We start from the raw sequence: 25,750 nt of genomic DNA on the forward strand, positions 1-25,750 counted from the left end.
TTATTGACAGAATGGGTATAACATTCTATGATAACAACCGTGACTAAATAATTCCGATAAGAATAGTGAGGTTTTAAAAATGAAAAAGTTAACAATGAGCATTTTGTTCTTTTTAGGTGCAGTATTCCTGCTTGCTGCATGTGGAAATAATTCTGAGAATGATGAATCTGCAGGTGCGGGTGATGACCAAAGCCAGGAAGAACAAACTTTATATGAACAGATCCAGGAAAATGGCGAGCTTCTCATTGGAACGGAAGGTACATACCCTCCATTCACTTTCCATGATGAATCAGGGGAACTTACAGGATTTGATGTGGAAATTGCAAGAGAAGTTGCCAGCCGCATTGGGGTAGAGCCTGTATTTAAAGAGACACAATGGGATGCAATGTTTGAAGGTTTGAACTCAAACCGTTTTGATATGATTGCCAATCAGGTTGGAATCAGGGAAGACCGCCAGGAAAAATATGATTTTTCCATTCCTTACATTGAATCTTCTGCCGTCCTTGTAGCAAGTAAAGACAGTGACGTTGATTCCTTTGAGGATATTGAAGGCTTGACTTCTGCTCAGTCCCTTACAAGTAACTACCGCGATATTGCAGAAAGCTATGGAGCTGAAATTCAAGGTGTGGACGGTCTGGCACAGGCCATTCAACTGCTTGAACAAGGCCGTGTGGATGTAACAGTCAATGATAAGCTTTCTATATTGGATTACATGCAAAAGCAAAAGAATGCAGGCATTGAAATTGTAGCCACAGAAGAAGATGCTGCACAAAGCGGCTTGATGTTCCGAAAAGGAAATGATCAATTGGTGGAAGAAGTAAATAAAGCGTTAGAGGAAATGATGGAAGACGGTACGTACGCCGAAATCTCTGAAAAATGGTTTGGCGAAGATGTATCTCCTAGGTAGCATCTTTCAAGATCCTGAACGCATGATGGATATCCTGCAAAGCTCCCTGCTTCCTATGGTAAAGGGAGCTTTGTATTATTCTATTCCTCTAACACTGATATCCTTTGTATGCGGAATGATCTTGGCGATTTTGACAGCCCTCGCAAGATTGTCGGGCAGTAAAATATTCAGGGGCATCGCCCGTGTGTATGTTTCGGCTGTCAGAGGTACTCCTCTGCTTGTGCAATTATTTATTATTTTCTACGGCTTGGGCAATCTCGGGATCGAAGCTTTGAAATTCGATCCGTTTCCTTCAGCTGTCATCGCTTTTTCATTAAACGTGGGAGCCTATGCATCTGAAATCGTGCGTGCAGCCATTCAGTCGATTCCAAAGGGCCAATGGGAAGCTGGTTACTCTATCGGGATGACCTATGGGCAGAATCTGAAACGAGTCATCCTTCCTCAGGCTGCCAGGGTATCGATTCCTCCGTTATCGAATTCATTTATCAGTTTAGTGAAGGATACATCATTGGCTTCACTAATTCTGGTAACAGAGTTGTTCAGAAAGGCACAGGAAATCGCAGCGACGACCTATGAATTTCTCCTGTTATATATGGAAGCGGCATTCTTGTACTGGGTCATGTGCTTCATTCTTACCCTCATTCAGGACAGGGTGGAATCAAGGCTGGACCGGTATATAGCAAAATAAAGAGAGGAGGGATAATGGATGATCAGCATTAAAGGATTGAAGAAGCGTTTTGGAGATTTAGAGGTTTTAAAAGGGTTTGATGTAGAGGTTGAAAAAGGCCAGGTTATCGTCTTGATCGGTCCATCGGGATCAGGTAAAACAACCTTCCTGCGCTGTCTGAACCTTCTGGAAGTTCCCGATGAGGGAAAGCTTGATATCAGCAGGACAAATTTAGATTTCAGCAAAAAACTGAGTAAAAAGGATTTATTGGACATGCGGAGGAAAACAGGAATGGTTTTTCAGAACTATAACTTGTTCCCCCACAGGACTGCACTTGAGAATGTAATGGAAGGGCCGATTATCGTTCAACGGAAGTCCAAGGAAGAGGTACGGAAAAAGGCGGTTTCTCTTTTGGAGAAGGTCGGCTTGGGCGACAAAATGGACTATTATCCTTACCAGCTTTCCGGCGGGCAGCAGCAGCGCGTCGGAATCGCTCGTGCATTGGCCATTGAACCGGAAGTCATGCTTTTTGACGAACCAACTTCTGCTCTGGATCCGGAATTGATCGGAGAGGTATTGAAAGTAATGAAAGACCTTGCCGAGGAAGGTATGACAATGGTCGTGGTTACACATGAAATGAAATTTGCCAAAGAAGTGGCGGATGAAGTCATCTTCATGGACGGCGGATACATCGTTGAACGCGGAAAGCCGGCAGATATATTTGAAAACCCGAAACATGAACGGACACGCCAGTTTTTGAACTTGATTCAATAAATAAAAGCTTAGCCATTTTGGTTAAGCTTTTTTTGTTGGGAATTGGATGGTGTGGATATCGATCCCTAAGATAACATAGGCTTTGAATAGAATGAAAAATTTCTACATTATTTTGGTAATGATGTTATTTCTTGATTCTTAGTGGAAAAATAAAAGAGAGAAATGTTAAGGAGGAGATGGAATGGAGTACAGAACAGAACGCGATACGATTGGTGAGATTCAGGTTCCTGCCGATAAGTTCTGGGGGGCCCAGACACAGCGGAGCAAGGAGAATTTCAAAATCAGCCAGGAAAGAATGCCTCTTGAGGTTACATACGGGTTTGCACAATTGAAAAAAGCAGCAGCCATTGTCAATCATGAACTCGGAAAACTGTCGGAAACAAAGAAGGATGCTATTGTAAAAGCATGTGATGAAGTTATTTCAGGGATGCTTGATGAGCACTTTCCTCTAGTTGTCTGGCAGACAGGAAGCGGGACGCAATCCAATATGAATGTGAATGAGGTTGTTGCATACAGGGCAAACCAGATGATCCAGGACAGTGGTGAAAAAATCCATCCAAATGACGATGTAAACATGTCACAAAGTTCGAATGATACCTTTCCAACCGCCATGCATGTTGCGGCATACAAAGAGATTCAGGAGAAATTGAAGCCGGCCTTGGAACAATTCCATAAGACTCTGATGGACAAAGAAAAGGCGTTCATGGACATCATTAAAATCGGGCGAACCCATCTGCAGGATGCAACGCCTTTAACATTAGGGCAGGAGATCAGCGGATGGAGAACCATGATAGAACGGTCTCAAAAGATGATTGAGGATAGCAGCAAGCATCTTCTGAATTTGGCCATAGGAGGGACAGCCGTCGGAACAGGAATTAATGCTGACCCGAAATTCGGGGATAAGGTGGCTGCACAGTTGAAGGATCAAACTGGATTCCCTTTTGTGTCTTCCGATAATAAATTCCATGCATTGACTTCACATGATGAGGCTGTATATGTACATGGGTCCTTGAAAGCACTGGCGGCAGACGTCATGAAGATTGCCAACGATGTCCGCTGGCTCGCAAGCGGCCCAAGGAGCGGCATAGGCGAAATTACGATCCCTGCGAATGAACCGGGAAGCTCCATCATGCCCGGCAAGGTGAATCCTACCCAGAGTGAAGCATTGACAATGGTTTCTGCACAGGTGTTTGGGAATGATGCCGTCATTGGATTTGCAGCAAGCCAGGGGAATTTTGAGTTGAATGTATTCAAGCCGGTAATCATCCATAATCTTCTTCAATCAACAAGGCTTTTGGCGGATGGTATCCGTTCCTTCGATGAGAACTGCGCACAGGGAATAGAACCAAATAATGAAGTGATAGAAGAGTTCGTCAACCGTTCATTGATGCTTGTAACAGCACTGAACCCTCATATCGGATATGAAAAAGCCGCCGAAATTGCCAAGACTGCCCATAAAGAAGGACTGACATTGAAAGAGGCAGCTGTACGTTCGGGATATCTGACTGAAGAACAATTTAATGAATGGATCGATCCGATGAAGATGGTGAATCTAAAAGAGTAAAACAATAGGAGCCCCTGACTGAATGTCAGGGGCTCTAGCCATATTAATATTAAGTTAGATTATTGTTGTGTGTAACCGCCAATTTGCTGTTCAGCCATTTGTACAAGGCGTTTTGTGATTTCTCCACCTACAGAACCGTTAGCGCGTGCAGTTGTATCAGCACCAAGTTGTACACCGAATTCAGAAGCGATTTCCAATTTCATTTGGTCAATTGCTTGTTGAGCTCCTGGAGCTACTAGTTGGTTAGAGTTGTTGCTGCGTGAGTTTTGTTGGTTTTGCATGTTTTGTCATCTCCTTGTTGTTTTTATGGTTGGGTCAACTGGACTTGCACCAGTCCCGCATATTTTCTGCGGCCATCTAATTTGGGTAACCCAGCGTTGTAAGTGTTGTCTCTTTGTTTGTCTCGTTGTTTGTTTCTTTGCTGCTCTTACTCTGTATTATGGAACTTTTAAAAGAATATATACAAGTTTGTAAGAGGGAATTTATTCCTAAAGTGAAACAGGTGATTAGCACATAAAAGAAGAGGAAAAACAAAGGATAATAATGATTAAATTCTGTAGAAAAAACGGTGATTGAAATGAAAGTATGCTCATTATGCAATGGTGTAACCCGAATGGAGATAGATTGTTCCCAATGTGGTTCGAAATTGACGGACAGAGGGAGGATCTACGATTTCTATGACGATTACAGCGCTTATATGGATATTGATGAAATCAAGCTGGCTGATGGTGTACCAAACAGTTCAGGTTCTGATGAATGCGTTCACTTGTTTTCGGGGGATTGCGGGCACGAGGAAACAAGGGTAATAAAATTCACAGAAATCTAATATGCATCCAGTCATCCCGAAGAGCTTGCAAAAAAACTGCCATTCCAAATAGGAACGGCAGTTTTTTTATGTGTTCTTATTATCAGCGGATACGTACTTCTGTTTCAGCATCGAAGAAGTGGATTTTGTTCATGTCGAATGCAAGGTCGATAGTTTCTCCGGCTTGAACATCTGTACGGGAATCGACGCGGGCTACGAAATCCTGATCGCCAAGGCGGGAATACAGCATTGTTTCCGCACCGGTCAGCTCTGATACTTCGATTTTTGCTCTGATTTTTGAACCTTGGGAAGAGTCGATGAATACTGGTTCATCATGGATATCTTCAGGTCTTACACCAAGAATGATGTCTTTCCCAGTATATCCTTGCTCACGCAATACCTTCATTTTTCCTTCTGGTACTTCAACAGATACATCTCCGAATGTGAATTTGCCTTCTTGAAGCTTTCCATGGAAGAAGTTCATTGCCGGTGATCCGATAAAACCGCCAACAAATACATTTTCCGGCTTGTCATATACTTCTTTAGGAGAACCGACTTGCTGGATGATACCATCCTTCATGACAACGATACGGGAAGCCATTGTCATCGCTTCTGTCTGGTCATGTGTAACATAAATCGTTGTTGTTTGAAGACGCTGATGAAGTTTAGCAATCTCGGCTCTCATCTGTACACGCAGTTTAGCATCAAGGTTGGAAAGCGGCTCGTCCATCAAGAATACTTTTGCATCACGGACAATGGCGCGTCCCAATGCCACACGCTGGCGCTGACCACCGGACAATGCTTTAGGTTTACGATCCAATAGAGATTCAAGGCCAAGGATCCTAGCAGCTTCTTGAACGCGGCGGTCGATTTCCTGCTTATCGAATTTACGTAATTTCAAACCGAATGCCATGTTATCATAAACACTCATATGAGGGTAAAGAGCGTAGTTCTGGAATACCATCGCAATGTCGCGGTCTTTTGGTGCCACATCATTCACACGCTTGCCATCGATGTAGAAATCACCTTTTGAGATTTCTTCCAAACCGGCTACCATTCTTAGTGTTGTGGATTTACCACACCCTGATGGACCTACGAAGACGATGAACTCTTTATCTTTGATATCAAGGTTGAAATCTTTTACTGCTGTTACGTTTTTATCATAAATTTTATAGATATTCTTCATTTGTAATTCTGCCACTTTAAATTCCTCCTACTGTTTTCTATCTCTTTTGTTAGGTTCATTGTAATAGAAAACGCTTACCGAATGTAATGGTTAATGTGCATAAAAAAATCTGGAGGGTTTGGGCAGGTTGCTCATTCATCTGCTTTCCTCCTGCTCGAATTCCAGGCAGGCAAGATAGACGGTCAGTGCACCTTGAAATGTTTTGATGTCTATCCCAATTCTTTCAATGAACTTGTCAATCCGGTATTGGACGCTGTTCCGATGCATAAATAACACTTTAGCCGTCTGGCTCGTATTGGATTGGTTTTCAAGATATGTCTTGATAGTTTTTCTCAGTTCTTCATCTTCTGTGAATAGCTGGGTGATATCCGCAAAGAGTCTTGTTTTTATCTGTTTTGGCACATGTTGAAGGGCGAATGATGGAAATGTTGAAGGGAACGTGAATACCCTTCTCTTGGATATATTTTTTTCAGCAAACGAAAACAGGTTCTTTTCTTCTTTAAAAAAGGAAAGAAAGCACTCATTGAGCGGATGGAACCTGCCGATGAAAAAGGCGGGTGAAGCGAAAAAATCACCTTCAATGACAGCGGCTGCAGATAGAAGCTCTTCTTCTGGCAGGGACGTCCCGGTTTGCTTCTCCACAATGGCACCCGTTCCAGATGATGTAAACACTATGATTGCGTGCTCAGCAAAGATACTGCGAAAAGCTTCTTTTAATAATTCGGTTTCCATTTTTTCTTTAAAAGAAAACTGGATTACGCGAAACTGATCTTTTGTGGGGAAATTTGTTTCTAAAGACTGGCGTTCGTAGAGATAGTCATGCCAGCTGCGGCTTTCCGGTGTATCATTCTCCCAGCCTCCGGATGGCTCTGCTTCGGAGAAAAGGGTAAGAAGCAGGTCGACTTCGGATGAAGTTAAAAGGTGTTTTGGGATGGCCAGGAATTTCTCATTTTCTTTTGTTGTCAGCCAAAGAGTATCCGGGTCTTTCCCTGAAGGAGGATTTGTATATAATTTGGATTCTGGGTATTTTTGTTGAAGTTTTGAAAGCATCATATTACCTCTTTTGATTTTCTTTGATAAGTATCATTTTACGATTAGAATGAACGGGTTTCAAAGCGATATGGTTTTAAAGGAAGATGAAAAGGATCGGCCCGGCGGCCAATCCTCTTTATTCTGCTAACTTTATTCATATACATGGAACAGCATGAGCTCATGGATCTGCTTTTTGATCATCTCTTCATCAGAATTTGGAGGCTGTTCATCCTTCCATTCAATGGTTCCATTTTTATGGTAACTGCCATTATATTTGTTCCCTTTATAGTAAAACGAAAAAGTCCAACCTGGTAATTTTTTATTTTCATACATGCTTTGAAATTGAAAATGCTGAATCATCATTATTGCTCCCTCATTTTTGCTCCGGCTTAATATGCCTGTCTCTTCTTACTATTCTAAACGTTTCGCTTCATTATTTACAGAGGGAGCATTAAACAACAATCTTGCCGAAAAATCCCTGAGATATGACATAAGCTTGTATGATCTGTCATACGGTTTAATAAAGCTTTTTCCCTTAAGTCAATGCTTTAGTGCATTAAAAGGGACAGTCCCTCTTAGTGTGGTAACGCGTTAAAGCGGCGGGGGACTGTCCCCCGCCGCTTTAAAGGGCTGAAGTGATTTTATTGAACTGGGGGGTTGAGGATGTTTGTAAATAATCTGCAAACCGGGATTGATCATACATGGACATCTGGCCATTTTTATAAAGAGCTGCTGATAAGGACCAATAACCCTGTCTATAAGGAATTCATTGAACAAGCAGAAAGTGATAAACGAAAGCATTATGAACTCCTGCAATATGTGCATTACATGCTGACAGGAAAATATCACACATTAAACAAACAGAAGAGGACCTTCTCTACTTTTCGGGAGGGTGTCCTGATGGCATTGAAAACAGAGCTTAAGGAAGCGGCCTTTTACCGTGACCTTCTGATGAATATTCCGGACTGGTCTGTTCACCAGCCTATTTTCATGGTCATGACAGATGCTCCGTTGAATGCAGTGAGGTTTACATGCATCTACAATGCTCTCAAGTAGACAATTTCCTTGCTGCTCTTGAGAAATGGAAAAAGGAATCTGCAAGACGGTCCAGCCGTTTTGCTTCAATTTCATATTCATCAAATTTCATGGGTTTGGAATTGATTTCAAAGACAACGAGTTCTCCGTTGTCTTCTTGGATTCCTAAATCCATTGAAAATTCTCCTATGAGTCCGTATGTTGCTAATAGCTGTTTGCCGCACTCTGCTGCAATGACTTCTATCTTTTCCACCAGTCCTTTTGATTCAATATGGTGAAACGGCAGGATCTTACCACCCTGGGGAACATGGGTCGTGACTTCCTGCCGTTCGGACATTCGTATCCCTATTCCGCTGATTTCAAACTTGCTTCCTGTAAAATGGACAAGCACACGCAGGTCATACCGGTGGTTATTCAATTTTCGGCACTGGATGGCTTCCTGATAAATATATTCTTCCGACTCAAACCATTCAGGATACTTCATCACTAATCGATCATATCGTTTAAATTTTTCAATCTTCTTGGTGCTTTTACAGATGATTTGTCCGTCACTGCACAGTTCGAGGAGCCGTATCCCTTTTCCCTTGGAAGAGAGAACAGGCTTGATATAAATCTTTTGTCTGGAGGTTAAATCCTCTCTCAGCTCATCTTTATCCTGCAGCAATTTCGTTTGGGGCAGGTGAGGGATTAACCCATTATTTTCCGCCAGACACTGATATACTTCCCATTTATTAAAAAAATGGGGATTGAAAAAAGTGATATTCTTTTCTTTGGCCCACTGAAGAAAAGCAGAAAACTCTTCTGTTTTTTCAAGGGCAGGGGAAGGAATACGGTTGTATATGAAATGAGGGATGGGAAAACTGCATGATACCCACATGTTTCTCTCTTCATGAAAGCACAAGCCTTCAATTCTTTCCCTTCCAATATCGCTCAGGGAAAAGACGAAAGATATGCCGCCTCTTGATTGGATGACCCTCTGAAGATCCTGAAACAAAGGGAAGTTACCCTGGTAACTTCCCTTTTCTTTAGCTGCCAATATACCGATGACCGGACCGCAGATATTGTTTTTGACAGACACATCGAATCCATATTTATAAGGCTCATCTTCCCGGTGAAGGACGTATGAGTTCTTCCCGAACAAAAGTGATGAGACAGAAGGGTCGGAGTGAAAGAAAATTTTCTTCTGAGGCTGATAATAAATCTTCATGTGAATGTCTCCTGGGGACGCTGCATGACCTGTTGTGTTAAATATAGACCAAATGACAGCGAAAGTTTCCGTGTCAGCAATTCAAACGATTTTAAGTCAGGATGCGAGAAAATCGACCTGCCGGGTTTTGAATTGGCTTCAAACAGCCAGACCCTTCCAAGCGTATCAATCCCAAAATCGAAGCCGATTTCCCCAATGAATCCTTCCATATTCCTTTCTAGTGCAGAGGATAAAGAAATCGCTGCCTTCCTGAGCTTTTCATTCGTTCTCTCGCATTGTTCCGGGTCAGTGAATAGTTCCTGTAAGCTTTTCACCTTGCCTCCATTATGAAGATGAGTCGTCACACTTCCTTCACCGGCAACCTTTGCAGCAATTGCACTTACTTGCCATTCCCCATTTTCGTCCTTATTGGTATGGACCCGGAAATCAACAGCGCGGCCTTCAGACTTAATCAAGTGAATCCCCTGTTGTATGAGCATCCGGTTCAACACTTTCGCAGGAATCACTCTTTGAAGCAGTTTTTCAAAGGAAGAAGATTTAATCAATCGGTTTTTGCCGCCCTTATCCTGGAACCGGCACAGATAGTCTTCGGTGTCCCGGTCAAACGTAAATTGATGGACACCCAGACCAAGGCTGCCGTTTTTAGGCTTAATGAACACATGGCCGTATTTAGACATCATTCTCTCGATTTGTGAAAAAGATTGAAAAGCATGCGTCTCTGGAAGATAACGGATTGCTCCTTCATCATTTTCAAGCCTTTCGAAAACATCCAGTTTATTAAAGAAGCCGGGGTTATACCAAGGTATCCCATACTCTTTTTGAAGCCGGGCCTTAATATCCTGATATCCTTGCTTTTTCTCGCTTCTTCTGTTGGGCAGGCGGTCATAGATTACATTTGGAAGGGGAACCACATGGGTCTCCCAATGGTTCCGGATGAAAAAATGTCCTCTCACTAGTCCGTTTTCCCAGTCGATATGGTTTTCACCGAAAACAAAGGGGATGACACCTAGTGAAGACTGCAGAGATAATAGCTTGGAAAAAAAGGCCGACCGCTCTCCTATGGGTTTCATTAAAAAGGAAGTAAACCCGGAAGTGAAGATGCCGATCAAAGGCCCCAATATGATGGTATTATCATGGCAGAACAAGTAAATATCCGTGATGAACGGGGGAAGAGCCAATTCCTCTGCCAGGCTGGAGCTGATGGAAACAACATTTCGTCCGTTGGGGTGTTTTCTGCATACCGCCTGTGCCTGCAGGGAACCAAGGGAGATGGCTTGGATGTTTTCCTGGTTGAAACTGACGGGAAGATAGATGATTTTTTCGTTTGTTTCGAATCTTTCCAGTTTATATGATTTAATCAAGAAGAATCGCCTCCTGTAGCGGGCATTTTTCTTTGCAGCGCCTTGCAGTAACGCAAAGGCAGTGAATGTAACCGATCAATTTCTTCTTGTGCAAGAAGCTGAAGCATTTTATGTCCCGGCTTGGAATTCATATCAAGTATCCAGACGGAACTGTCCCTGCAAATGATGATGTCGAGCCCTATTTCGAAAAGAGGCGCAAATTCCTCCTCCAGTGTCTCGGGCAGATAGCGGATGATGTCCTTAAGTTCGGATTCAATATAGGTCCAGTTATAATGCTTCTGATGTTTTTTCCATTCTTCATAAGGAATAGCCGCAGCTCCTGCACTTAGATTGGTCAGCAAACTGGCCTGATTCCCGACGCGGAATCCTTTGCAAGAAACCGACCAATTGTCTTTTTCATTTTTTTGAAGAAGCAGGCGTAAATCAAAAGGGCGATTTTGTTCATCCCGGTTATCGAGTCTTTTTTGCAAAATGAAGCTTTTTTTGCGGGTCAGGCTTTCAAGCCAACGGGCGAGAGTTTCCTCATCCATTTTCTTCTCTACGATTTCCGTCTTTTTCGTTGTCCGGATGGTCACTTGCTCTTTATCTGCCTGTATTTCATAAACGGCAACACCGTGCGCCCCATCAAAAGGCTTAATGATTACACGCTTCTCTTTTTTGATCAAAGAAACCGCCTCAGGGATGGATTCGATAAGGGTCGTTTCAGGAAGATATGGAGACACCTTAACCTGTTCTTTTAAATGCCGGTAAATCGTCCACTTGTTCGGCAGTCCATACCCCAAAAAGCATAAGTCATCTCTGTTCTTCAGCCATTGAACGATTGCCTTAGCCTGTTTTGATGTGAAATCATCCTTATAAAATGTTCGGTCATATATATATTCGGGTATGGTAAAGATGTCTTTTTTCCAGCAGCGGGTATCCGTACAATACCGGTAGCCTTGAATCCATTCGGTATGAGGGTGAATCTGCAATGGTGAAAATATTACGACTTCCACATCATATGTTTTACTTTCTTTCGCCATCCCTGTGTAAAAGGGATGAGTTGTATCAGGTTCCAGCATCATGATTCCCAGTCTGGTCATATGAAGCTCTCCTTTCTTCCCAAGTGTTTTTTGATAAGGTATAAAGGGCTTTAACGGACGGTCGGATTGTGTTGTTTTCGGTGTAAGTCTGCTTGGATGGCTTTGAATTCACCTCGATCAACCAGGGCTTCCCTGTTTCATCCACACCAAGGTCAACACCTAACTCCCCAAGCGTCAGAGGACTGTTTTCAGCGAGCCTGCTGCACACAGATACAGCTAATTCTTCCATGAGGCGGTATATTCTTAAGGCTTCAGCAGGACTGAAAAACTCGCCAAGGACACTCAACGGTTTGGCAAGCTCGCCACCTTGAGCAAGATTGGAGACGAATTGGCCGTCTCCGGATATCCTGGCAACTGCTGAAATCAATTTCCACTCACGATGATCAACGAGGTGGCAGAGGAACCGGAAATCCAAGGATCTTTCATCTGATTTAAGCAGATCGATTGTTTCCTGAATGATGAAATTGGAGGACACCTTCAGCTTTGCCAGCTCTTCCGCGGTTTCATTGAATGAGGAGAAAGAATTCTGAACAGATTCATTTCCTAGGTTTTGGATCAATCGATACTCATTTTCTAAGTACGTTAGTCTCAGCAGTTTTTTTCCCTGACTGCCGGCAATATGTTTGATGAAAAGGTCCTGTTGAAATTCAAGAAGTCGGCGGAGATTTGAAAAGGAAAAGATTTCAGTATGCGGCAGGTATTCAAGAAAATGATCTTCCTGTGAGAGCAGTTCATAAACATATTCTTTTGTTAAGTAAGAGGTATTGAAAACAAATACAGACTTTTCTTCCAGATCAGCTATAATAGTCCTTACTTGTATATCCATGTCGGATTTGCGTGAATGAATCCTGTTATAGAGGAGGTCGGGAAGTGGTATGCTGCTTTTGGACCATTCTCTTTTTTCTTCATTAAATATATATCCCGTCTGCCTGTTTAATAGAGTCGGGCAGGTGAGGCAGAATAATCCTCCATGCGTGTCAGCAAAACGGCAGACCTCATCATAATATTGTTCGAGGCGGCCAAGCATGGGCTTTCCTGAAGAGTCCATATCAGTCAAAACAGTAATGACAGGGCCAAGGAACAGGGTTCTGATTTTTTTTGAAAAACGGGTGTTGAAGTTGCGGCATCCCGACAGCTGCAACGGATATCCTGGAGGAATAAGCAGCTCATAAACGTCGTGAGTACCCGTTTTAGCATCTATTCTGGCTTCAATCTGTGAATTCCCGATCCTGATGAAAATCGTCTCATCTGTAAAAGTTCTCAAATCCTGAGATGCGCTTTCCGGAATGTGTAAGACAGGCTGGTCAATATTCGTTTTAGAAACTTCAAACCTAAATAGCATAAAAAAAACTCCCCGTTTGCGCTGTCGTTGGACAAATTTTATAATATTAAAATGGGCGGATGCTGATATAGCATATTATGTAAGATTATTGAAAATGTTCAGGGACAAATTTAAATATCTCAATTATCGAGCAAGCCTGAAGGAAGGATGAAATAATGGATATTCTTATTACCTTTATCATAATGGTCGTGATTGGTGCGGCAATCGGCGGGATGACCAACTCCCTTGCCATCAAGATGCTGTTCAGGCCTTATAAACCTGTTTATATAGGAAAGTGGAGAGTCCCGTTCACACCGGGCTTGATACCGAAAAGAAGAAGTGAAATGGCCGTGCAGCTCGGGGATATGGTCGTGCATCACTTGATCACTCCTGAGAGCATTCAAAAAAAATTAACGAACAGCCAGTTCAAGACAGATATCGTGAAATGGATAGGGGAAAGCGTGGAGCCGGTCATCGAGTCTGATGAAAGCATTGAAGCATGGCTTGAGAAATTACGCATCCCCTTAACAACAGAAGTCATCGAAAAAGGTATGGAAAATTGGATTGACCAGAAATATTACAGCTTCAAAGAACGATATCGCTCAAGAACGATAGAGTCCACCGTGCCGCTTCACTGGCAGGAAAAAATTGAGGATGCCATCCCAATGGCAGCTGATTTCATTGCCGGCAAAGGGGAGGCCTACTTCAACAGCCCGGAAGGCAAGCGCAAAGTAAAGATCATGATCGACGACTTTCTTGAAGGAAGAGGGATGCTCGGAAATATGCTGGGGATGTTCCTCGGGAATTCTTCCGTATCGGAAAAAATCCAGCCGGAAATCATCAAATTCATTAAACACGACGGAACAAAAGAAATCCTTCGGAACTTACTTAGAAAAGAATGGGAGAAGCTGAAAGAATCAAAGTGGGAAGAAGTCTTGAAAAATGTACAGGATGAAGATGTCCTGCCATCCCTGAAGAGTTCCATTATTGAAGTGGTTTCGGTGGACAAGCTGATGTCTATGGATCTGAAGGACATTTTAGCTCCTTTCAAACAGAGAATTACAGACATCATTGTACCCCATGTATTTGAAATGAGTGTAATGGCCGTCTCGCAAAAAATCGAGGTCATTATGGAAAAACTTCATCTTCAGGAAGTGGTCAGGGAACAGGTCGAAACCTTTTCCGTGCAGCGGTTGGAAGACCTTGTCCTCGGGATCACCTCAAAAGAACTGAAAATGATTACGTACCTCGGTGCATTACTGGGCGGACTCATCGGCTTGATCCAGGGTGCTATTGTACTGTTTATTGCATAGATATAATACTGAAAACGGGTATCCTCGCAATCTTCTTCCACTTTTGTTATAGTGGTAGGGGATTGGCTAGAGAATCTTAGGAGGTATTTATTTTGGCAGTAAACTTATACGATTACGCAAATGAACTGGAAAGTGCACTTAGAAAAAGTGACGAATTCAACAATTTGAAGAAGATGTATGATGAAGTGAACAATGACGAGCAGGCTAACAAAATGTTCGAAAACTTCCGCAACATCCAAATGAATCTTCAGCAAAAACAAATGAACGGTCAGGAACTTACACAAGAAGAAGTGGAACATGCGCAAAAAACGGCAATGCTTGTTCAGCAGCACGAAAAGATTTCCCAGCTGATGGAAGCGGAACAAAGAATGAGCATGCTGATCAACGAATTAAATAAAGTCATCATGAAACCACTAGAAGACCTATACGGTTCCATGCAGAAGTAATAGCAGTTGAAACTGCCCCACAGCTTTAATAAGCTTTGGGGCAGTTTTTTTGTCTTTTAAGGCCCTCCAAAACTTGTCATATTCTCCTAGACAAGAACATATCAGTATACAAAGGACCAGAGTGGACATGGCAACATTCCGCTCCCAATCTATATATTCCCACAGGGTGAAAATAGACAACAATCGAGGAGGGCGCATCCATGATTTATCGTATGTTAGCAATGAATATCGACGGTACTCTTCTAAACAATGGCCGTTTAAACAAAGAAACGAAAGAAGCAATAGATTATGTCCAAAGCAAGGGCATCTATGTAACTCTCATTTCAGGGAGGACATTTCCTTCTGCCAAAAGAGTTGCCAAAGCTTTGAAAATTGATAATCCCCTGGTAACCCATCAAGGGGCATATATCGGTACTCAACTGGATAAACCGCTGTACGTCAATAAAATCCATGAAGATATTGCCTATGAATTGGTGAAATTCCTTGAAGAGCTCGATTGCCAGCTGAGAGTGGTACAGGATAAGATGGCGGTCATGAACAGAGTGAAACTGTCAGGTTCACTGCGGGAAAAAGTCTTATTTAACAGGGAATCAAGCTTTATTTACAGTACCCACTATACAGATTCTCTGAGTGAATACCTGTTTGAGGATCCTTCTTCTGCACTGAAAATAGAAGCGAAATTCAATTCTCAGTCAGATCTCCACGATGCCATGAAGGCGATCAAAGGCATGTATCATGAAGTGGACTGCATCATCACAGGAAATAACAGAATGGATATCGTCAAAAGAGGGGTATCTAAACTGAGGGGCCTTCTGTACGTATGTGAAAGAGCGGGTATCACCCGAGAACAGGTTGTCATGGTAGGTTCCAATCATGATGACCGGGATCTCCTGGATTGCTGCGGGCTCGGTATTGCAATGGGTAACGCTCCCCAGGAAGTCAAAAATGCTGCGGACTGGATTACCCGCACCGACAAGCAGAACGGAGTTGCCTATGCAGTAAAGGAACTCTTCCGGAAGCAGCAGCCGATTGAATTCTTAAAGAAAATGAATGTGATAAAATCATAGATTCTAGAGAAACTGGCCTTGGCATGGTCAGTTTTTTTGTTTTGCTGTGAAAATTACTTCTATTTGAAGGGGCGACAGGTAGCAGCATTTTTTTTTAAAAATGATGCCGGTCGCTAGCCCTCTATGGACTACCAAAAGCACCACTTCCGCTTTAGTATTGACCATTCCCCCTTCCTTCTGTACACTTAAACAAGTTGAAAATCGATTTTGAAAGGTGATTTCATTGAACATTACATTCAGCGGTTTGAGTGATGAACGTTTCAATCGTCCGTTGCAGCTTATCGCCAATCTATTTTTTGAAGAACCCAAGATCGCCCCTTACGAAGAAACCAAGGGGGATCTCCATATAGAGTTTCAGTTGAGCAAAGATCATGGACATGTGAAGGCACAAGCAACCCTTGAATCCAAAGAACGAAGCCATTCTTCGCACTATAAAAAGGAAGTGCAAAGGGAGCAAACAGATAAAGAGGAGTTTCGCAGTTTCAAAAATGCTCTCTCCCATGTCTATTTAAACGTATTGCAGGACTATACCGGCATCATTCAGCCTTGGGGAATCCTTACGGGAATCCGTCCGACTAAACTTTTTCATAAAAGTGTTAGAGAAGGTGTGCCAAGGGAAGAAATCCGCCGCAAGCTGAAAGAGGATTATCTGATAACCGATGAGAAAATCGAACTGATGGAACGGATCGTAGACCGTCAATTATCGGTGATTCCTGATTTGTATTCCCTACAGAAAGAAGTGAGCATCTACATCGGGATCCCGTTCTGTCCAACCAAATGTGCTTACTGTACATTCCCGGCTTATGCAATCTTAGGAAAGCAGGGCAGAGTCGATTCCTTCCTTTCCGGCCTTCATTATGAAATTCAGGAAACAGGACGCTGGCTGAAGGAAAATGGAGTTAAAATAACCACGATTTATTATGGAGGCGGAACACCTACGTCCATTACAGCTGAACAAATGGATCTGTTGTATGAAGAAATGTACCGCTCATTCCCTGGTGTAGATAAAGTACGGGAAGTGACGGTGGAAGCAGGACGTCCGGATACAATTACACCGGAAAAATTAGATGTTCTGAATAAATGGAACATTGACCGCATTTCCATCAACCCGCAATCTTACACAAATGAAACACTGAAGGCGATCGGAAGGCATCATTCAGTGGAAGAGACCATTGAAAAGTTCCATCTTGCCAGGGAAATGGGCATGAAGAATATTAACATGGACCTCATTATCGGACTGCCTGGAGAAGGGGTAGAGGAATTCACTAATTCACTGAATGAAACCGAAAAATTGATGCCTGAATCATTGACTGTCCACACCTTATCATTTAAAAGAGCGTCAGAAATGACAAGAAATAAAGAAAAGTATAAAGTGGCAGACAGGGAAGAGATTGAAAGAATGATGGCATTGGCAGATAAATGGACCGAAGAGCATAACTATGCCCCATACTATCTGTACCGCCAGAAAAACATCCTTGGCAATCTTGAAAATGTAGGTTATGCACTTCCTGAACAAGACAGTATTTATAACATCATGATCATGGAAGAGATGCAGACAATCATAGGGATCGGGTGTGGTGCTGCAAGTAAATTCATCGATCCTGAAACAGGTAAGATCACTCATTTTGCCAACCCTAAAGAACCAAAAGCCTATAATGAAGGCTTCAAAAACTATACAGAAAAGAAGCTGCAGATTTTGGGCGAGCTTCTAAAATAATTCAAAACGGTCCTCGTAATGAGGACCGTTTTCATTTTTAGCCTAACTCTTCATCGTTCACTTGATATAAAAATTTAGAAAATTCACTCAACTAAAAAGGGTTTCTCATTTAAATAGCGAATGAGAATAGTAAGACAAAGCATATATTCTAGTGAAGTGAATTGAAAGCGATTTCAAAAAGTTGGGAGAGATGTCAAATGATGAATACTCCTTTGCTGCTTACACAAATGATTGAACGTGCTGAAAAATATTATCCGAAGAAAGAGATTGTATCAAGGACGGAGGGCGGTATCAGCAGATTTACTTATAAAGAAATGGCATCCCGGACAAGAAGGCTTGCAAGCGCCCTCGAAAAGCTGGGTGTGAAGGAAGGAGATAAAGTCGGGACCCTGGCCTGGAACCATCATAGGCATTTGGAGGCCTATTTTGCAATTCCTTGCAGCGGTGCCGTGCTGCATACAATCAATATCAGGCTGGCCCCTCAACATATTATTTACATAATCAATCACGCTGAGGACAAAGTCCTTCTGATTGATTCTGATATCCTGCCGTTGATTGAAAAGGTGAAGGACCAGTTGAAAACAGTGGAAGCTTTTGTCATTATGACGGATGACGAAACCCTGCCTGAAACGACACTTTCGCCAGTATATCATTATGAAGAGCTTCTGGCTGAAGGCAATCCAGAACATCCTTTCCGTGATGATTTGGATGAAAATGCACCTGCCGGAATGTGCTATACCAGTGCCACGACTGGAAATCCCAAAGGAGTTGTTTACTCTCACAGAGGTATAGTGCTTCACAGTATGGCGCTTGGACTTGCTGACACTACAGGGGTTTCAGAAAAGGATATTGCCCTGCCGGTCGTTCCGATGTTCCATGTGAATGCCTGGGGGCTTCCGTTTGCGGCAACATGGTTTGGAACTTCTCAAGTTCTTCCAGGTCCATATTTCACCCCTAAACTGCTGGCAGAGTTGATGCAGGAAGAGAAAGTAACTATTACTGCGGGAGTTCCCACTATCTGGCTCGGCCTGTTAAAAGAACTGGATGAAAATGAATATGACCTATCCAGTGTCAGATCGATTCTTTGCGGGGGATCAGCAGCGCCGCTTGGCATGATAAAAGCCTTTGAGGAAAAGCATGGAATTCCTTTCATGCATGCTTATGGAATGACAGAAACAAGTCCTCTTGCCACAGTCACCGGTGAAAAAAGCTATATGGAGGATTGGGGTAAAGAAGAGAAATACAATGTCAAAGCGAAACAGGGAATCCTCGTACCTGGGCTGGAGATGAAAATCATTGGTAAGGATGGAGAGGTTGCCTGGGATGGAAAAGAAATGGGCGAATTGACTTTAAGGGGTCCATGGATTGCTTCCGAATACTATAAGGATGAACGGACAGTCGATGCCTTCCGTGATGGATGGCTTTATACAGGCGATGTTGTAACAGTCGATGAGGAAGGATTTGTGAAAATTGTTGACCGAACAAAGGACTTGGTAAAATCGGGCGGTGAGTGGATTTCGTCGGTAGACTTGGAAAATGCTTTGATGGCACATGAAAGTATATTCGAAGCGGCAGTGGTGGCTGTACCCCATCCGGAATGGCAGGAACGTCCTGTTGCCTGTGTCGTATTAAAGGATGGCGACCATCAGAACACAACAAAAGAAGAAATCTATGATTTTCTTAAACCGCAATTTGCCAAGTGGTGGCTTCCGGACGAAATTTTATTTTTCGAGGAAATACCAAAAACTTCAGTAGGTAAATTTCTCAAGCGGGCACTCCGGGACCAAGTGAAGGAAAGGGTCGGCCAGTAGATTAGAAGAATGTTGAAAGCCGGGAATGATCCGGCTTTCTTCTATTTAGTATTGACAGGGGATATCTCTGGATACTCTTTTACGATAAATTGTTATATAATTATTAATAGAATATTTTAAAAATTAGGAACGTTACTACATAAGGGGTGTATCTCATGAATGTTAATGCACTTTATGAAACCATTAAGATTGAAAAAAAAGGGAAAACAGCCACAGTCACTTTAAATCGTCCTCAATCCTTGAATTCGATGAACACGAAAATGATGAGAGAGCTGTTAAACTGCTTGAAAGAAATTGAGAAGGATGAAGAAATCCTGATTGTTGTGTTAAAAGGTGAGGGAAAAGGCTTCTCTTCTGGAGGAGATATCAAGGAGATGCTGAACCTGGGGGGGGAAGCGGAGTTCTCAGAGATTATGGAAGTGATCAGTGATCTCTCAATGACCTTGTATACAATGAAAAAGCTGACCATTACTGGAATCCATGGAGCTGCAGCCGGATTGGGATTAAGTCTTGCTTTGGCAACCGACTATATCATTTGTGAAGAAGACAGCAAGCTGGCGATGAATTTTATCGGCATTGGATTGATACCTGATGGAGGAGGTCACTTTTTCCTGCAGGAACGCCTTGGTTCTGGAAGGGCGAAAAAGCTGATGTGGACAGGAAAAGTGATAGAAGGACAGGAAGCCTTGATGAAGAAGCTTGTCGATGAAGCGATTCCATCAGGTAAACTGGACAGGGCGATAGAAAAATACATTACAGAATGCCTGCAAAAGCCTTTAATGTCCATCGTAGAGTCCAAATCCATTTATGCCGAGCTGAATAAGGATCGCTTGGAAAAGACCTTGCAGCTGGAAAAAGAAGGGCAGTGGAAAATGCGCCAGACTCATGACCACCAGGAGGGCATAAGAGCTTTTGTAGAAAAACGTGCGCCTCAATTTAAAGGCCAATAATAAAACCGGGATGACTGCAGTCATCCCGGTTTGCTTTAGGGGTGAAACAATACCAATTTCCCCAGTGGAGAAGCACAACGGTGTGTGTGATCTTCGTATCCTTTTTCTTCTAAAATTCTCTTCCCGATTTCTTTTGCTTCATCATCTGAAGAAGCTTCAAATGAATCTTCTAAAATATTTTCCCCTGTTTGTTCATAAACTGTTAATTTGTAAACTTTCATCAGTTTCCTATCCCCTTTTGAAAAATTCTGATTGTTACTATTATTCTTGCATAATTTCTGAAATTAATAAAGTTTTTTCCTGCCCGGAAAAAGTTTCTTTTTTAACGAAAAAGGAAACTTTGCTGCTATATAATCGTATAGGAGTATGGAAATATTTTTATAGAGGGAATGAACAGGGAGAAAAGGGGAGGAAAATGCATGGCACTGTCACTGAACAATGTAACAAAACGGTTCGGAAACTTCACTGCGGTGGACAATTTATCAATCAGCATCCCGGAAAAAGAAATGTTTGGTTTCTTAGGAGGGAACGGGGCCGGAAAGACAACAACCTTCAGAATGATACTTGGCCTGCTTGATCCAAGCGGCGGCACGATAACGTGGAATGGTAAAAAGATTGATTATTCCACAAGCCCGGAAATCGGTTATCTGCCAGAGGAACGGGGCTTGTACCCAAAAATGAAAGTCAATGACCAGATCATTTACCTTGCCAGATTAAGGGGCATGGATAAAAACGAAGCTGATAAAGAACTGGAGTACTGGCTTGAACGGTTTAATGTACCTGAATACAAAACCAAGAAAGTCGAGGAGTTATCAAAAGGAAATCAGCAAAAAATCCAGTTGATAGCGTCCATCATTCATAAGCCAAAACTTCTAATCCTTGATGAGCCTTTCAGCGGATTGGACCCTGTAAATGTGGAATTGCTGAAGGATGCAGTGGCTGAAATCAAGGAGAGCGGTACAACGATTGTGTTTTCCAGCCACAGGATGGAGCATGTAGAGGAGCTCTGTGAAAACCTGTGCATTATGCATAAGGGGACACCTGTCGTCCATGGGGGATTGAAAGAAATCAAACGTTCCTTTGGGAAAAAGAACGTTACGATACATGCTGACTATGATTTAAACTTTCTCCAAACAGTCCGGGGAGTGACAAAGTCGAAGAAGACGACAGAAGGAATACAACTTCAGGTTGAGTCTGAAGAGATTGCCCAGGATGTTTTCCATGAAGTTGTGAAAAAAGGCTTTGTACGGAAGTTTGAATTGGAAGAACCGTCATTGAATGATATTTTCATAGAGAAAGTGGGGACTTCATATGAATAATTTCTTCCTGATCCTGGGACAGTCCTACCTGAACAAATTAAAGGCGAAGTCCTTTATCATTACGACTCTCATAGTGGCTGCGGGGATATTGTTACTGGTGAATTTACAGGATATCATCGAGAGTTTCAGCGGGGATGAACAGGATACAGTGGCTGTGGTCGACCAGACTGGTGTCCTGTATGAACAATTTGCCGCCCAAGCGGGCTCTTTGAATGAAGATTTGGAGTTGGAAAAAACCAGTGAAAGCGAAGACAGTTTGAAGGAAAGCGTAGAAGAGGGCACCTACAATGGCTACCTGATTCTTTCAGAAGATGAGAACGGGCTGCCACAAGGGGTCTATAAAGCCGAATCTATTGCAGAATCTGATGTCGCCAATGATTTGCAGTCTGCCTTGCAGGGGATTAAATCAGCTGCAGCAGCTGAAAATTTAGAATTATCTCCGTCAGAACTTGCTTCATTAAGTTCACCGGTTTCATTTGAAAGAGAAGCGCTTGTGGAAGGTGCTAAGTCAGAAGAAGAATTGAACCAGGCAAGGGGCATCGTATACATTTTGCTATTCTTCATCTACTTTTCGGTCATAGTCTATGCAAACATGATTGCGATGGAAGTGGCCACAGAGAAATCTTCGCGCGTAATGGAAATCTTGATTTCAAGCGTGTCCCCAGTGAAGCAGATGTTTGCAAAAATTATCGGTATCGGTCTTGTCGGCCTTACTCAACTGACGGTATTGCTTGCTGTCGGATACTTTGCCCTGAGCAGCAAAGGGGATGCTCAAATGGGAGGAATCATGGAGTTCTTCGGCTTCGCTGATATTCCTTCGGGTATCATCATTTACGCCATAGTATTCTTCCTGCTGGGGTATTTCCTGTATGCCACATTAGCGGCACTGCTTGGCTCGCTCGTCAGCAGGATAGAAGATGTCCAGCAGATGGTCATGCCAATGACATTTCTGATCATGATAGGGTTCTTTATTGCCATGTATGGATTGGGCAGTCCTGAAGCTGGCTTCGTTACTGCATCTTCGTACATTCCTTTCTTTACGCCGATGGTTATGTTTCTGCGGGTGGGAATGCTCAATATTGCTGCCTGGGAACCGATTCTCGGTATTGCAGTTCTATTGCTTTCCATTCTCCTCCTTGGCTGGTTCGGTGCACGGATTTACCGCGGAGGGGTATTGATGTATGGAAAGTCCAATTCGTTTAAAGATATCAAAAAAGCGATTGAATTGACAAAGAAGAATTAATATTAATAAAGCAGTTTCCCTATTGAGGGGAGGCTGCTTTTTTGTGATAGTGAGAGGGAAACAAGGAGGTATTTCGCTGTCGAAAGGAGAAGTTTTAGAAGATGCAATTATTTGTTTGCCAGCTAAATTTTAGTAAGTGAAATGAGGAGTAAAATGGAACGGATAATGGTAGTGGGTATATCAGCGGGAGTCGGGAAATCAACCTTTGCCAGGAGGCTTGGGGAAATCCTTGGGATAGAAGTTACCCATCTTGATTCCTTGTATTGGAAGCCCGGATGGGTGGAGGCAACTTTCGAGGAGTTTTCTGCTCCTCAGAAGGAGATCGTTCAGAAACCTCAATGGATCATGGAAGGCAACTACAGCAGTACCTTTGATCTGCGTTTTGAGTTTGCGGATACAATCATTTATTTGGAGCTCCCCCTTTATGTCTGTTTGTATAGAGTACTAAAAAGGTGGCTTACCAATTTAGGCAAAACCAGGCCGGACATGGGAGAAGGCTGCGAAGAAAAAATGGATTGGGCCTTTTTGAAGTTCATAGTGACAACGTATCGTTCCCGGAAAGGGAAGATGGAAGAACGGATGGCGCGCTTTCAGTCACTGGGTGCAGAAAAGAGGGTGTTCAAACTGAAAAACAGGCAGGAAATAGCCGTATTTTTGGAGAGGCTTGAAAGAGAGGGAGTTAATGTAAATGGAGTTGTATCTTGAACAACTTGTACAGGAAGATGCGGAAAAATTATATGCATTTGAATGTGAAAACAGGTCATTCTTTGAAATAATGGTACCGGGACGCGGAGATGATTATTATCGTTATCATACCTTCCTGGAAAGACATCAAGCCCTTCTGGATGAACAGCGCCTTGAGCTTTCTTTCTTTTTCCTGATCAAGGACAAGTCCGGGGAAATCCTGGGAAGGTTAAATTTGGTGGATATAGATAAGGGAACCGGGACTGGCCATATTGGATACCGGGTTGGAGAAGCATTTACAGGTCGGGGAATTGCGGAAAGATCAGTTAATCTTTTGCTTAGAGATAGTGAAAAATATCATGTGAAGGAAATTCAGGCGAAAACGACTGTCAATAACATCCCTTCACAAAAAGTGCTGCTGAGAAACGGCTTTCTTTTTATTAATTCAGAAGAAGACCCGCATTCAGGAGAGACATTTTTGTGTTATGTATGGAGCCGCTGACCTAAGGTGCAAATTCTAAGCAGCAAAGCAAATGACAACGCGGAACGTGGATCAGTAACAGATTGAAAAGGAGTGAGACTGATGAAAGAGTGCCTGTATGATGTCACGATTGTTGGAGCAGGCGTAAGCGGTGTTTTCACAGCCTATCAGTTAATCAAAGAAAACAGGGATCTCAACATACATATCATTGATCTTGGAAAAAGGCTGGAGGAAAGGATTTGCGGGCTGGAAACGGGCGGCGAGTGCACCTGTGAGGGGACCTGCAGCAAGTATATCGGGTTTGCAGGACTTGGCAAATCCGAAGGAAAATTCAATTATACAAATGATTTTGGCGGTGAACTTGGCAGAAAAATTGGTGAAAGCAAGGCGAGCTGCCTGATGAAAGAGGTAGACACCATTCTTTGTGCATTTGGAGGGGATGCGGTCCAGACATACAACACAGAGAACAAGGAGCTGGCTGAAAGGGCACGGGAACATTCTTTCAGGGTTCTCTCTACTGAAGTGCGTCATCTCGGAACCAGGCTGGCCAAGAAAGTTTTTCAGGAGATGTATGAATTCTTGAAAAAAGAAAAAGTTACATTCACTTTTGAAACACTGATTGATTCGATAACAAAGACAGGCGGGAATTTCCTTTTACGTGCGGAGGATAAGGAGTTTCACACAAAGGAACTTGTATTAGCCACAGGAATGAGCGGCAGCAAATGGCTGAAAAAGCAGACAGAATCACTGGGACTTTCACCTGCGGAAACAAGGCTGGACCTGGGTCTTCGCATCGAGATGAAAGGAGGACAGCTAAAGGCAATCCTCAAAGATACATTTGAAACAAAACTTACATATCTGGGAGATTCATATACTGCGACTACTTACTGCATGAATCCGGAAGGAAGGATTATCCGGAAACATCAGCATGGCCTTGTCATGCCTGATGGCCAGAATGCTAAAGAGCGGGATATGCCAAGTTCAAATCTTAATTTCACATTATTTGTTCCGCGCTACTTTTCATCTTATGAAGAGGCACAAGAGTTTGCGCGGTCGGTCATTGAAAAGATTAACAGAGGGTCAGACCGAATCGTCGTGCAAAGGCTGGGAGACCTGAAATTTGATAGAGAAACAGAGTACCTTGGCAGTAACGTAATTGTTCCAACATTGGAAGCAGATTGCGGCAATATCAATGAAGAGGTCCCTGCATTATATATCCGGGCAGCACAGGAGATGTTATCTGCCTTGGAGGGACTCCTTGGTGAAGAAATTCATGATGATACACTGCTGTACGGTATTGATGCAAAGTTTTATGAACCGAAGATCTTTACCACTCCTTACTTTGAAACGGAAGTCCCTAATTTGTTTTTGATAGGTGATTGCTCCGGGGAAACTCATTCCCTCTCACAGGCAGCAGCAAGCGGAATCTGGCTGGGCAAACACCTTGCCGGGAGATTCTCTAAAGCTGAACATTCTGTTCGATAAAGGCTGAATTGTCATTTTGACAAAAAATAAATGGGGATTTGTGGTGAATATAATTACTTTGAAGCCCGGATATATGGGGCTTCTTTTTTTGATTGTATTTTTTAAAAAAGGAGTATTGTTCCTATATAAAAACGGCAAATGACTAGTATGTATTGATTGGAACGGAAGGTGCGTGACCTCCTGCGGGAGTAGCGTGACAGGTGAGACCCCGCAATCCAGCTCCAGCGGCCAGCGCCTAGCAGATTTCGGTCTCCCTCCTTGCGATAAGTCATCATCGAATCGCTAAAGCTCTT

The 25,750-nt window shown here is 42.9% G+C and carries 26 protein-coding genes; 17 read left to right on the forward strand and 9 right to left on the reverse strand.

Annotated features, from left to right (window positions below; translation table 11 throughout):
* Positions 1-79 precede the first annotated feature (79 nt).
* The 4 genes from ACOJQI_RS05650 to fumC all read left to right on the forward strand — a co-directional run bounded on the left by ACOJQI_RS05650 (position 80) and on the right by fumC (position 3,912).
* Positions 80-907, forward strand: a complete 828-nt coding sequence (locus tag ACOJQI_RS05650) for an amino acid ABC transporter substrate-binding protein (RefSeq protein WP_421384040.1) — start codon at positions 80-82, stop codon at positions 905-907.
* On the forward strand, positions 891-1,595 hold the full coding sequence (locus ACOJQI_RS05655) for an amino acid ABC transporter permease (protein WP_421384041.1): 705 nt from the start codon (positions 891-893) through the stop codon (positions 1,593-1,595). Before ACOJQI_RS05650 ends, ACOJQI_RS05655 begins: the two co-directional genes overlap by 17 nt.
* Before the next feature lie 18 nt (positions 1,596-1,613).
* Positions 1,614-2,348: an amino acid ABC transporter ATP-binding protein gene (locus ACOJQI_RS05660; protein ID WP_421384042.1), complete on the forward strand. Its 735-nt coding sequence runs from the start codon at positions 1,614-1,616 to the stop codon at positions 2,346-2,348.
* Between the two features lie 181 nt (positions 2,349-2,529).
* Positions 2,530-3,912 (forward strand): class II fumarate hydratase, encoded by a 1,383-nt coding sequence (gene fumC, locus ACOJQI_RS05665; protein WP_421384043.1) that lies wholly within the window; start codon positions 2,530-2,532, stop codon positions 3,910-3,912.
* Positions 3,913-3,971: 59 nt separating this feature from the next.
* Here fumC and ACOJQI_RS05670 read toward each other — a convergent pair whose 3' ends face one another.
* Complete coding sequence (locus ACOJQI_RS05670) at positions 3,972-4,193, reverse strand: small, acid-soluble spore protein, alpha/beta type (RefSeq protein ID WP_421384044.1); 222 nt, start codon at positions 4,191-4,193, stop codon at positions 3,972-3,974.
* Between the two features lie 332 nt (positions 4,194-4,525).
* Between ACOJQI_RS05670 and ACOJQI_RS05675 the strand changes: the two genes are divergently transcribed.
* Positions 4,526-4,738 (forward strand): hypothetical protein, encoded by a 213-nt coding sequence (locus ACOJQI_RS05675; protein ID WP_421384045.1) that lies wholly within the window; start codon positions 4,526-4,528, stop codon positions 4,736-4,738.
* Between the two features lie 82 nt (positions 4,739-4,820).
* On the opposite strand, the gene ACOJQI_RS05680 is transcribed toward ACOJQI_RS05675, so the two are convergent.
* The 3 genes from ACOJQI_RS05680 to ACOJQI_RS05690 form a co-directional block, all read right to left on the reverse strand.
* Complete coding sequence (locus ACOJQI_RS05680; protein WP_421384046.1) at positions 4,821-5,918, reverse strand: ABC transporter ATP-binding protein; 1,098 nt, start codon at positions 5,916-5,918, stop codon at positions 4,821-4,823.
* Between the two features lie 120 nt (positions 5,919-6,038).
* Complete coding sequence (locus tag ACOJQI_RS05685; RefSeq protein WP_421384047.1) at positions 6,039-6,956, reverse strand: PucR family transcriptional regulator; 918 nt, start codon at positions 6,954-6,956, stop codon at positions 6,039-6,041.
* 129 nt (positions 6,957-7,085) lie between these two features.
* Complete coding sequence (locus ACOJQI_RS05690) at positions 7,086-7,295, reverse strand: YheE family protein (protein WP_421385399.1); 210 nt, start codon at positions 7,293-7,295, stop codon at positions 7,086-7,088.
* Between the two features lie 303 nt (positions 7,296-7,598).
* Here ACOJQI_RS05690 and ACOJQI_RS05695 point away from each other — a divergent pair, with 303 nt between their 5' ends.
* Entirely contained in the window at positions 7,599-7,991 is a 393-nt protein-coding gene (locus tag ACOJQI_RS05695; RefSeq protein WP_421384048.1) for a hypothetical protein, read from the forward strand.
* Here ACOJQI_RS05695 and ACOJQI_RS05700 read toward each other — a convergent pair.
* The 4 genes from ACOJQI_RS05700 to ACOJQI_RS05715 are packed head-to-tail and all read right to left on the reverse strand — an operon-like array spanning position 7,984 to position 12,962.
* On the reverse strand, positions 7,984-9,177 hold the full coding sequence (locus ACOJQI_RS05700; protein ID WP_421384049.1) for a YheC/YheD family protein: 1,194 nt from the start codon (positions 9,175-9,177) through the stop codon (positions 7,984-7,986). The genes ACOJQI_RS05695 and ACOJQI_RS05700 overlap by 8 nt on opposite strands.
* A complete protein-coding gene (locus tag ACOJQI_RS05705; RefSeq protein ID WP_421384050.1) occupies positions 9,174-10,538 on the reverse strand; it encodes a YheC/YheD family protein in 1,365 nt (454 codons plus the stop codon). The genes ACOJQI_RS05700 and ACOJQI_RS05705 overlap by 4 nt, the downstream gene beginning before the upstream one ends.
* Complete coding sequence (locus ACOJQI_RS05710; protein ID WP_421384051.1) at positions 10,535-11,620, reverse strand: YheC/YheD family protein; 1,086 nt, start codon at positions 11,618-11,620, stop codon at positions 10,535-10,537. Before ACOJQI_RS05710 ends, ACOJQI_RS05705 begins: the two co-directional genes overlap by 4 nt.
* Positions 11,586-12,962, reverse strand: coding sequence for a YheC/YheD family protein (locus ACOJQI_RS05715; RefSeq protein ID WP_421384052.1), 1,377 nt, complete (start codon positions 12,960-12,962; stop codon positions 11,586-11,588). Before ACOJQI_RS05715 ends, ACOJQI_RS05710 begins: the two co-directional genes overlap by 35 nt.
* Positions 12,963-13,117: 155 nt before the next feature.
* Here ACOJQI_RS05715 and ACOJQI_RS05720 point away from each other — a divergent pair, with 155 nt between their 5' ends.
* The 6 genes from ACOJQI_RS05720 to ACOJQI_RS05745 all read left to right on the forward strand — a co-directional run bounded on the left by ACOJQI_RS05720 (position 13,118) and on the right by ACOJQI_RS05745 (position 20,245).
* Positions 13,118-14,254, forward strand: a complete 1,137-nt coding sequence (locus tag ACOJQI_RS05720) for a DUF445 domain-containing protein (protein ID WP_421384053.1) — start codon at positions 13,118-13,120, stop codon at positions 14,252-14,254.
* A gap of 92 nt (positions 14,255-14,346) precedes the next feature.
* Positions 14,347-14,700 (forward strand): YlbF family regulator, encoded by a 354-nt coding sequence (locus ACOJQI_RS05725; protein ID WP_421384054.1) that lies wholly within the window; start codon positions 14,347-14,349, stop codon positions 14,698-14,700.
* Between the two features lie 200 nt (positions 14,701-14,900).
* Positions 14,901-15,767 carry a Cof-type HAD-IIB family hydrolase gene (locus ACOJQI_RS05730; RefSeq protein WP_421384055.1) on the forward strand — a complete coding sequence of 289 codons (867 nt, stop codon included), beginning with the start codon at positions 14,901-14,903 and terminating at the stop codon, positions 15,765-15,767.
* A gap of 223 nt (positions 15,768-15,990) precedes the next feature.
* Positions 15,991-17,484, forward strand: a complete 1,494-nt coding sequence (locus tag ACOJQI_RS05735; RefSeq protein ID WP_421384056.1) for a coproporphyrinogen III oxidase — start codon at positions 15,991-15,993, stop codon at positions 17,482-17,484.
* Between the two features lie 197 nt (positions 17,485-17,681).
* Positions 17,682-19,295 (forward strand): long-chain fatty acid--CoA ligase, encoded by a 1,614-nt coding sequence (locus tag ACOJQI_RS05740; protein ID WP_421384057.1) that lies wholly within the window; start codon positions 17,682-17,684, stop codon positions 19,293-19,295.
* Between the two features lie 155 nt (positions 19,296-19,450).
* Complete coding sequence (locus tag ACOJQI_RS05745) at positions 19,451-20,245, forward strand: enoyl-CoA hydratase (RefSeq protein WP_421384058.1); 795 nt, start codon at positions 19,451-19,453, stop codon at positions 20,243-20,245.
* 35 nt (positions 20,246-20,280) lie between these two features.
* On the opposite strand, the gene ACOJQI_RS05750 is transcribed toward ACOJQI_RS05745, so the two are convergent.
* Entirely contained in the window at positions 20,281-20,466 is a 186-nt protein-coding gene (locus ACOJQI_RS05750; RefSeq protein ID WP_421384059.1) for a YhzD family protein, read from the reverse strand.
* Positions 20,467-20,664: 198 nt separating this feature from the next.
* Here ACOJQI_RS05750 and ACOJQI_RS05755 point away from each other — a divergent pair, with 198 nt between their 5' ends.
* From ACOJQI_RS05755 to ACOJQI_RS05775, 5 genes are all read left to right on the forward strand, one after another.
* Complete coding sequence (locus ACOJQI_RS05755) at positions 20,665-21,564, forward strand: ABC transporter ATP-binding protein (protein WP_421384060.1); 900 nt, start codon at positions 20,665-20,667, stop codon at positions 21,562-21,564.
* Positions 21,557-22,807, forward strand: coding sequence for an ABC transporter permease (locus ACOJQI_RS05760; RefSeq protein ID WP_421384061.1), 1,251 nt, complete (start codon positions 21,557-21,559; stop codon positions 22,805-22,807). Before ACOJQI_RS05755 ends, ACOJQI_RS05760 begins: the two co-directional genes overlap by 8 nt.
* 153 nt (positions 22,808-22,960) lie before the next feature.
* Positions 22,961-23,512, forward strand: coding sequence for a topology modulation protein (locus ACOJQI_RS05765; protein ID WP_421384062.1), 552 nt, complete (start codon positions 22,961-22,963; stop codon positions 23,510-23,512).
* Positions 23,496-23,993, forward strand: a complete 498-nt coding sequence (locus ACOJQI_RS05770) for a GNAT family N-acetyltransferase (RefSeq protein WP_421384063.1) — start codon at positions 23,496-23,498, stop codon at positions 23,991-23,993. The genes ACOJQI_RS05765 and ACOJQI_RS05770 overlap by 17 nt, the downstream gene beginning before the upstream one ends.
* Before the next feature lie 93 nt (positions 23,994-24,086).
* Positions 24,087-25,457, forward strand: a complete 1,371-nt coding sequence (locus ACOJQI_RS05775; RefSeq protein ID WP_421385400.1) for an NAD(FAD)-utilizing dehydrogenase — start codon at positions 24,087-24,089, stop codon at positions 25,455-25,457.
* Positions 25,458-25,750 lie beyond the last annotated feature (293 nt).

This window comes from Bacillus salacetis (assembly GCF_049177075.1).
GTDB classification, from domain to species: Bacteria; Bacillota; Bacilli; order Bacillales; family Bacillaceae_B; genus Rossellomorea; species Rossellomorea salacetis_A.

What these genes read in the sequence shown, in the direction of transcription:
- ACOJQI_RS05700 (WP_421384049.1), bottom strand. Translation starts at nt 9,177, where the DNA reads ATGAAGATTTATTATCAGCCTCAGAAGAAAATTTTCTTTCACTCCGAC.
- ACOJQI_RS05720 (WP_421384053.1), top strand. Translation starts at nt 13,118, where the DNA reads ATGGATATTCTTATTACCTTTATCATAATGGTCGTGATTGGTGCGGCA.
- ACOJQI_RS05650 (WP_421384040.1), top strand. Translation starts at nt 80, where the DNA reads ATGAAAAAGTTAACAATGAGCATTTTGTTCTTTTTAGGTGCAGTATTC.
- fumC (WP_421384043.1), top strand. Translation starts at nt 2,530, where the DNA reads ATGGAGTACAGAACAGAACGCGATACGATTGGTGAGATTCAGGTTCCT.
- ACOJQI_RS05655 (WP_421384041.1), top strand. Translation starts at nt 891, where the DNA reads ATGTATCTCCTAGGTAGCATCTTTCAAGATCCTGAACGCATGATGGAT.
- ACOJQI_RS05695 (WP_421384048.1), top strand. Translation starts at nt 7,599, where the DNA reads ATGTTTGTAAATAATCTGCAAACCGGGATTGATCATACATGGACATCT.
- ACOJQI_RS05690 (WP_421385399.1), bottom strand. Translation starts at nt 7,295, where the DNA reads ATGATTCAGCATTTTCAATTTCAAAGCATGTATGAAAATAAAAAATTA.
- ACOJQI_RS05685 (WP_421384047.1), bottom strand. Translation starts at nt 6,956, where the DNA reads ATGATGCTTTCAAAACTTCAACAAAAATACCCAGAATCCAAATTATAT.
- ACOJQI_RS05770 (WP_421384063.1), top strand. Translation starts at nt 23,496, where the DNA reads ATGGAGTTGTATCTTGAACAACTTGTACAGGAAGATGCGGAAAAATTA.
- ACOJQI_RS05755 (WP_421384060.1), top strand. Translation starts at nt 20,665, where the DNA reads ATGGCACTGTCACTGAACAATGTAACAAAACGGTTCGGAAACTTCACT.
- ACOJQI_RS05715 (WP_421384052.1), bottom strand. Translation starts at nt 12,962, where the DNA reads ATGCTATTTAGGTTTGAAGTTTCTAAAACGAATATTGACCAGCCTGTC.
- ACOJQI_RS05740 (WP_421384057.1), top strand. Translation starts at nt 17,682, where the DNA reads ATGATGAATACTCCTTTGCTGCTTACACAAATGATTGAACGTGCTGAA.
- ACOJQI_RS05745 (WP_421384058.1), top strand. Translation starts at nt 19,451, where the DNA reads ATGAATGTTAATGCACTTTATGAAACCATTAAGATTGAAAAAAAAGGG.
- ACOJQI_RS05675 (WP_421384045.1), top strand. Translation starts at nt 4,526, where the DNA reads ATGGAGATAGATTGTTCCCAATGTGGTTCGAAATTGACGGACAGAGGG.
- ACOJQI_RS05710 (WP_421384051.1), bottom strand. Translation starts at nt 11,620, where the DNA reads ATGACCAGACTGGGAATCATGATGCTGGAACCTGATACAACTCATCCC.
- ACOJQI_RS05730 (WP_421384055.1), top strand. Translation starts at nt 14,901, where the DNA reads ATGATTTATCGTATGTTAGCAATGAATATCGACGGTACTCTTCTAAAC.
- ACOJQI_RS05760 (WP_421384061.1), top strand. Translation starts at nt 21,557, where the DNA reads ATGAATAATTTCTTCCTGATCCTGGGACAGTCCTACCTGAACAAATTA.
- ACOJQI_RS05750 (WP_421384059.1), bottom strand. Translation starts at nt 20,466, where the DNA reads ATGAAAGTTTACAAATTAACAGTTTATGAACAAACAGGGGAAAATATT.
- ACOJQI_RS05660 (WP_421384042.1), top strand. Translation starts at nt 1,614, where the DNA reads ATGATCAGCATTAAAGGATTGAAGAAGCGTTTTGGAGATTTAGAGGTT.
- ACOJQI_RS05670 (WP_421384044.1), bottom strand. Translation starts at nt 4,193, where the DNA reads ATGCAAAACCAACAAAACTCACGCAGCAACAACTCTAACCAACTAGTA.
- ACOJQI_RS05765 (WP_421384062.1), top strand. Translation starts at nt 22,961, where the DNA reads ATGGAACGGATAATGGTAGTGGGTATATCAGCGGGAGTCGGGAAATCA.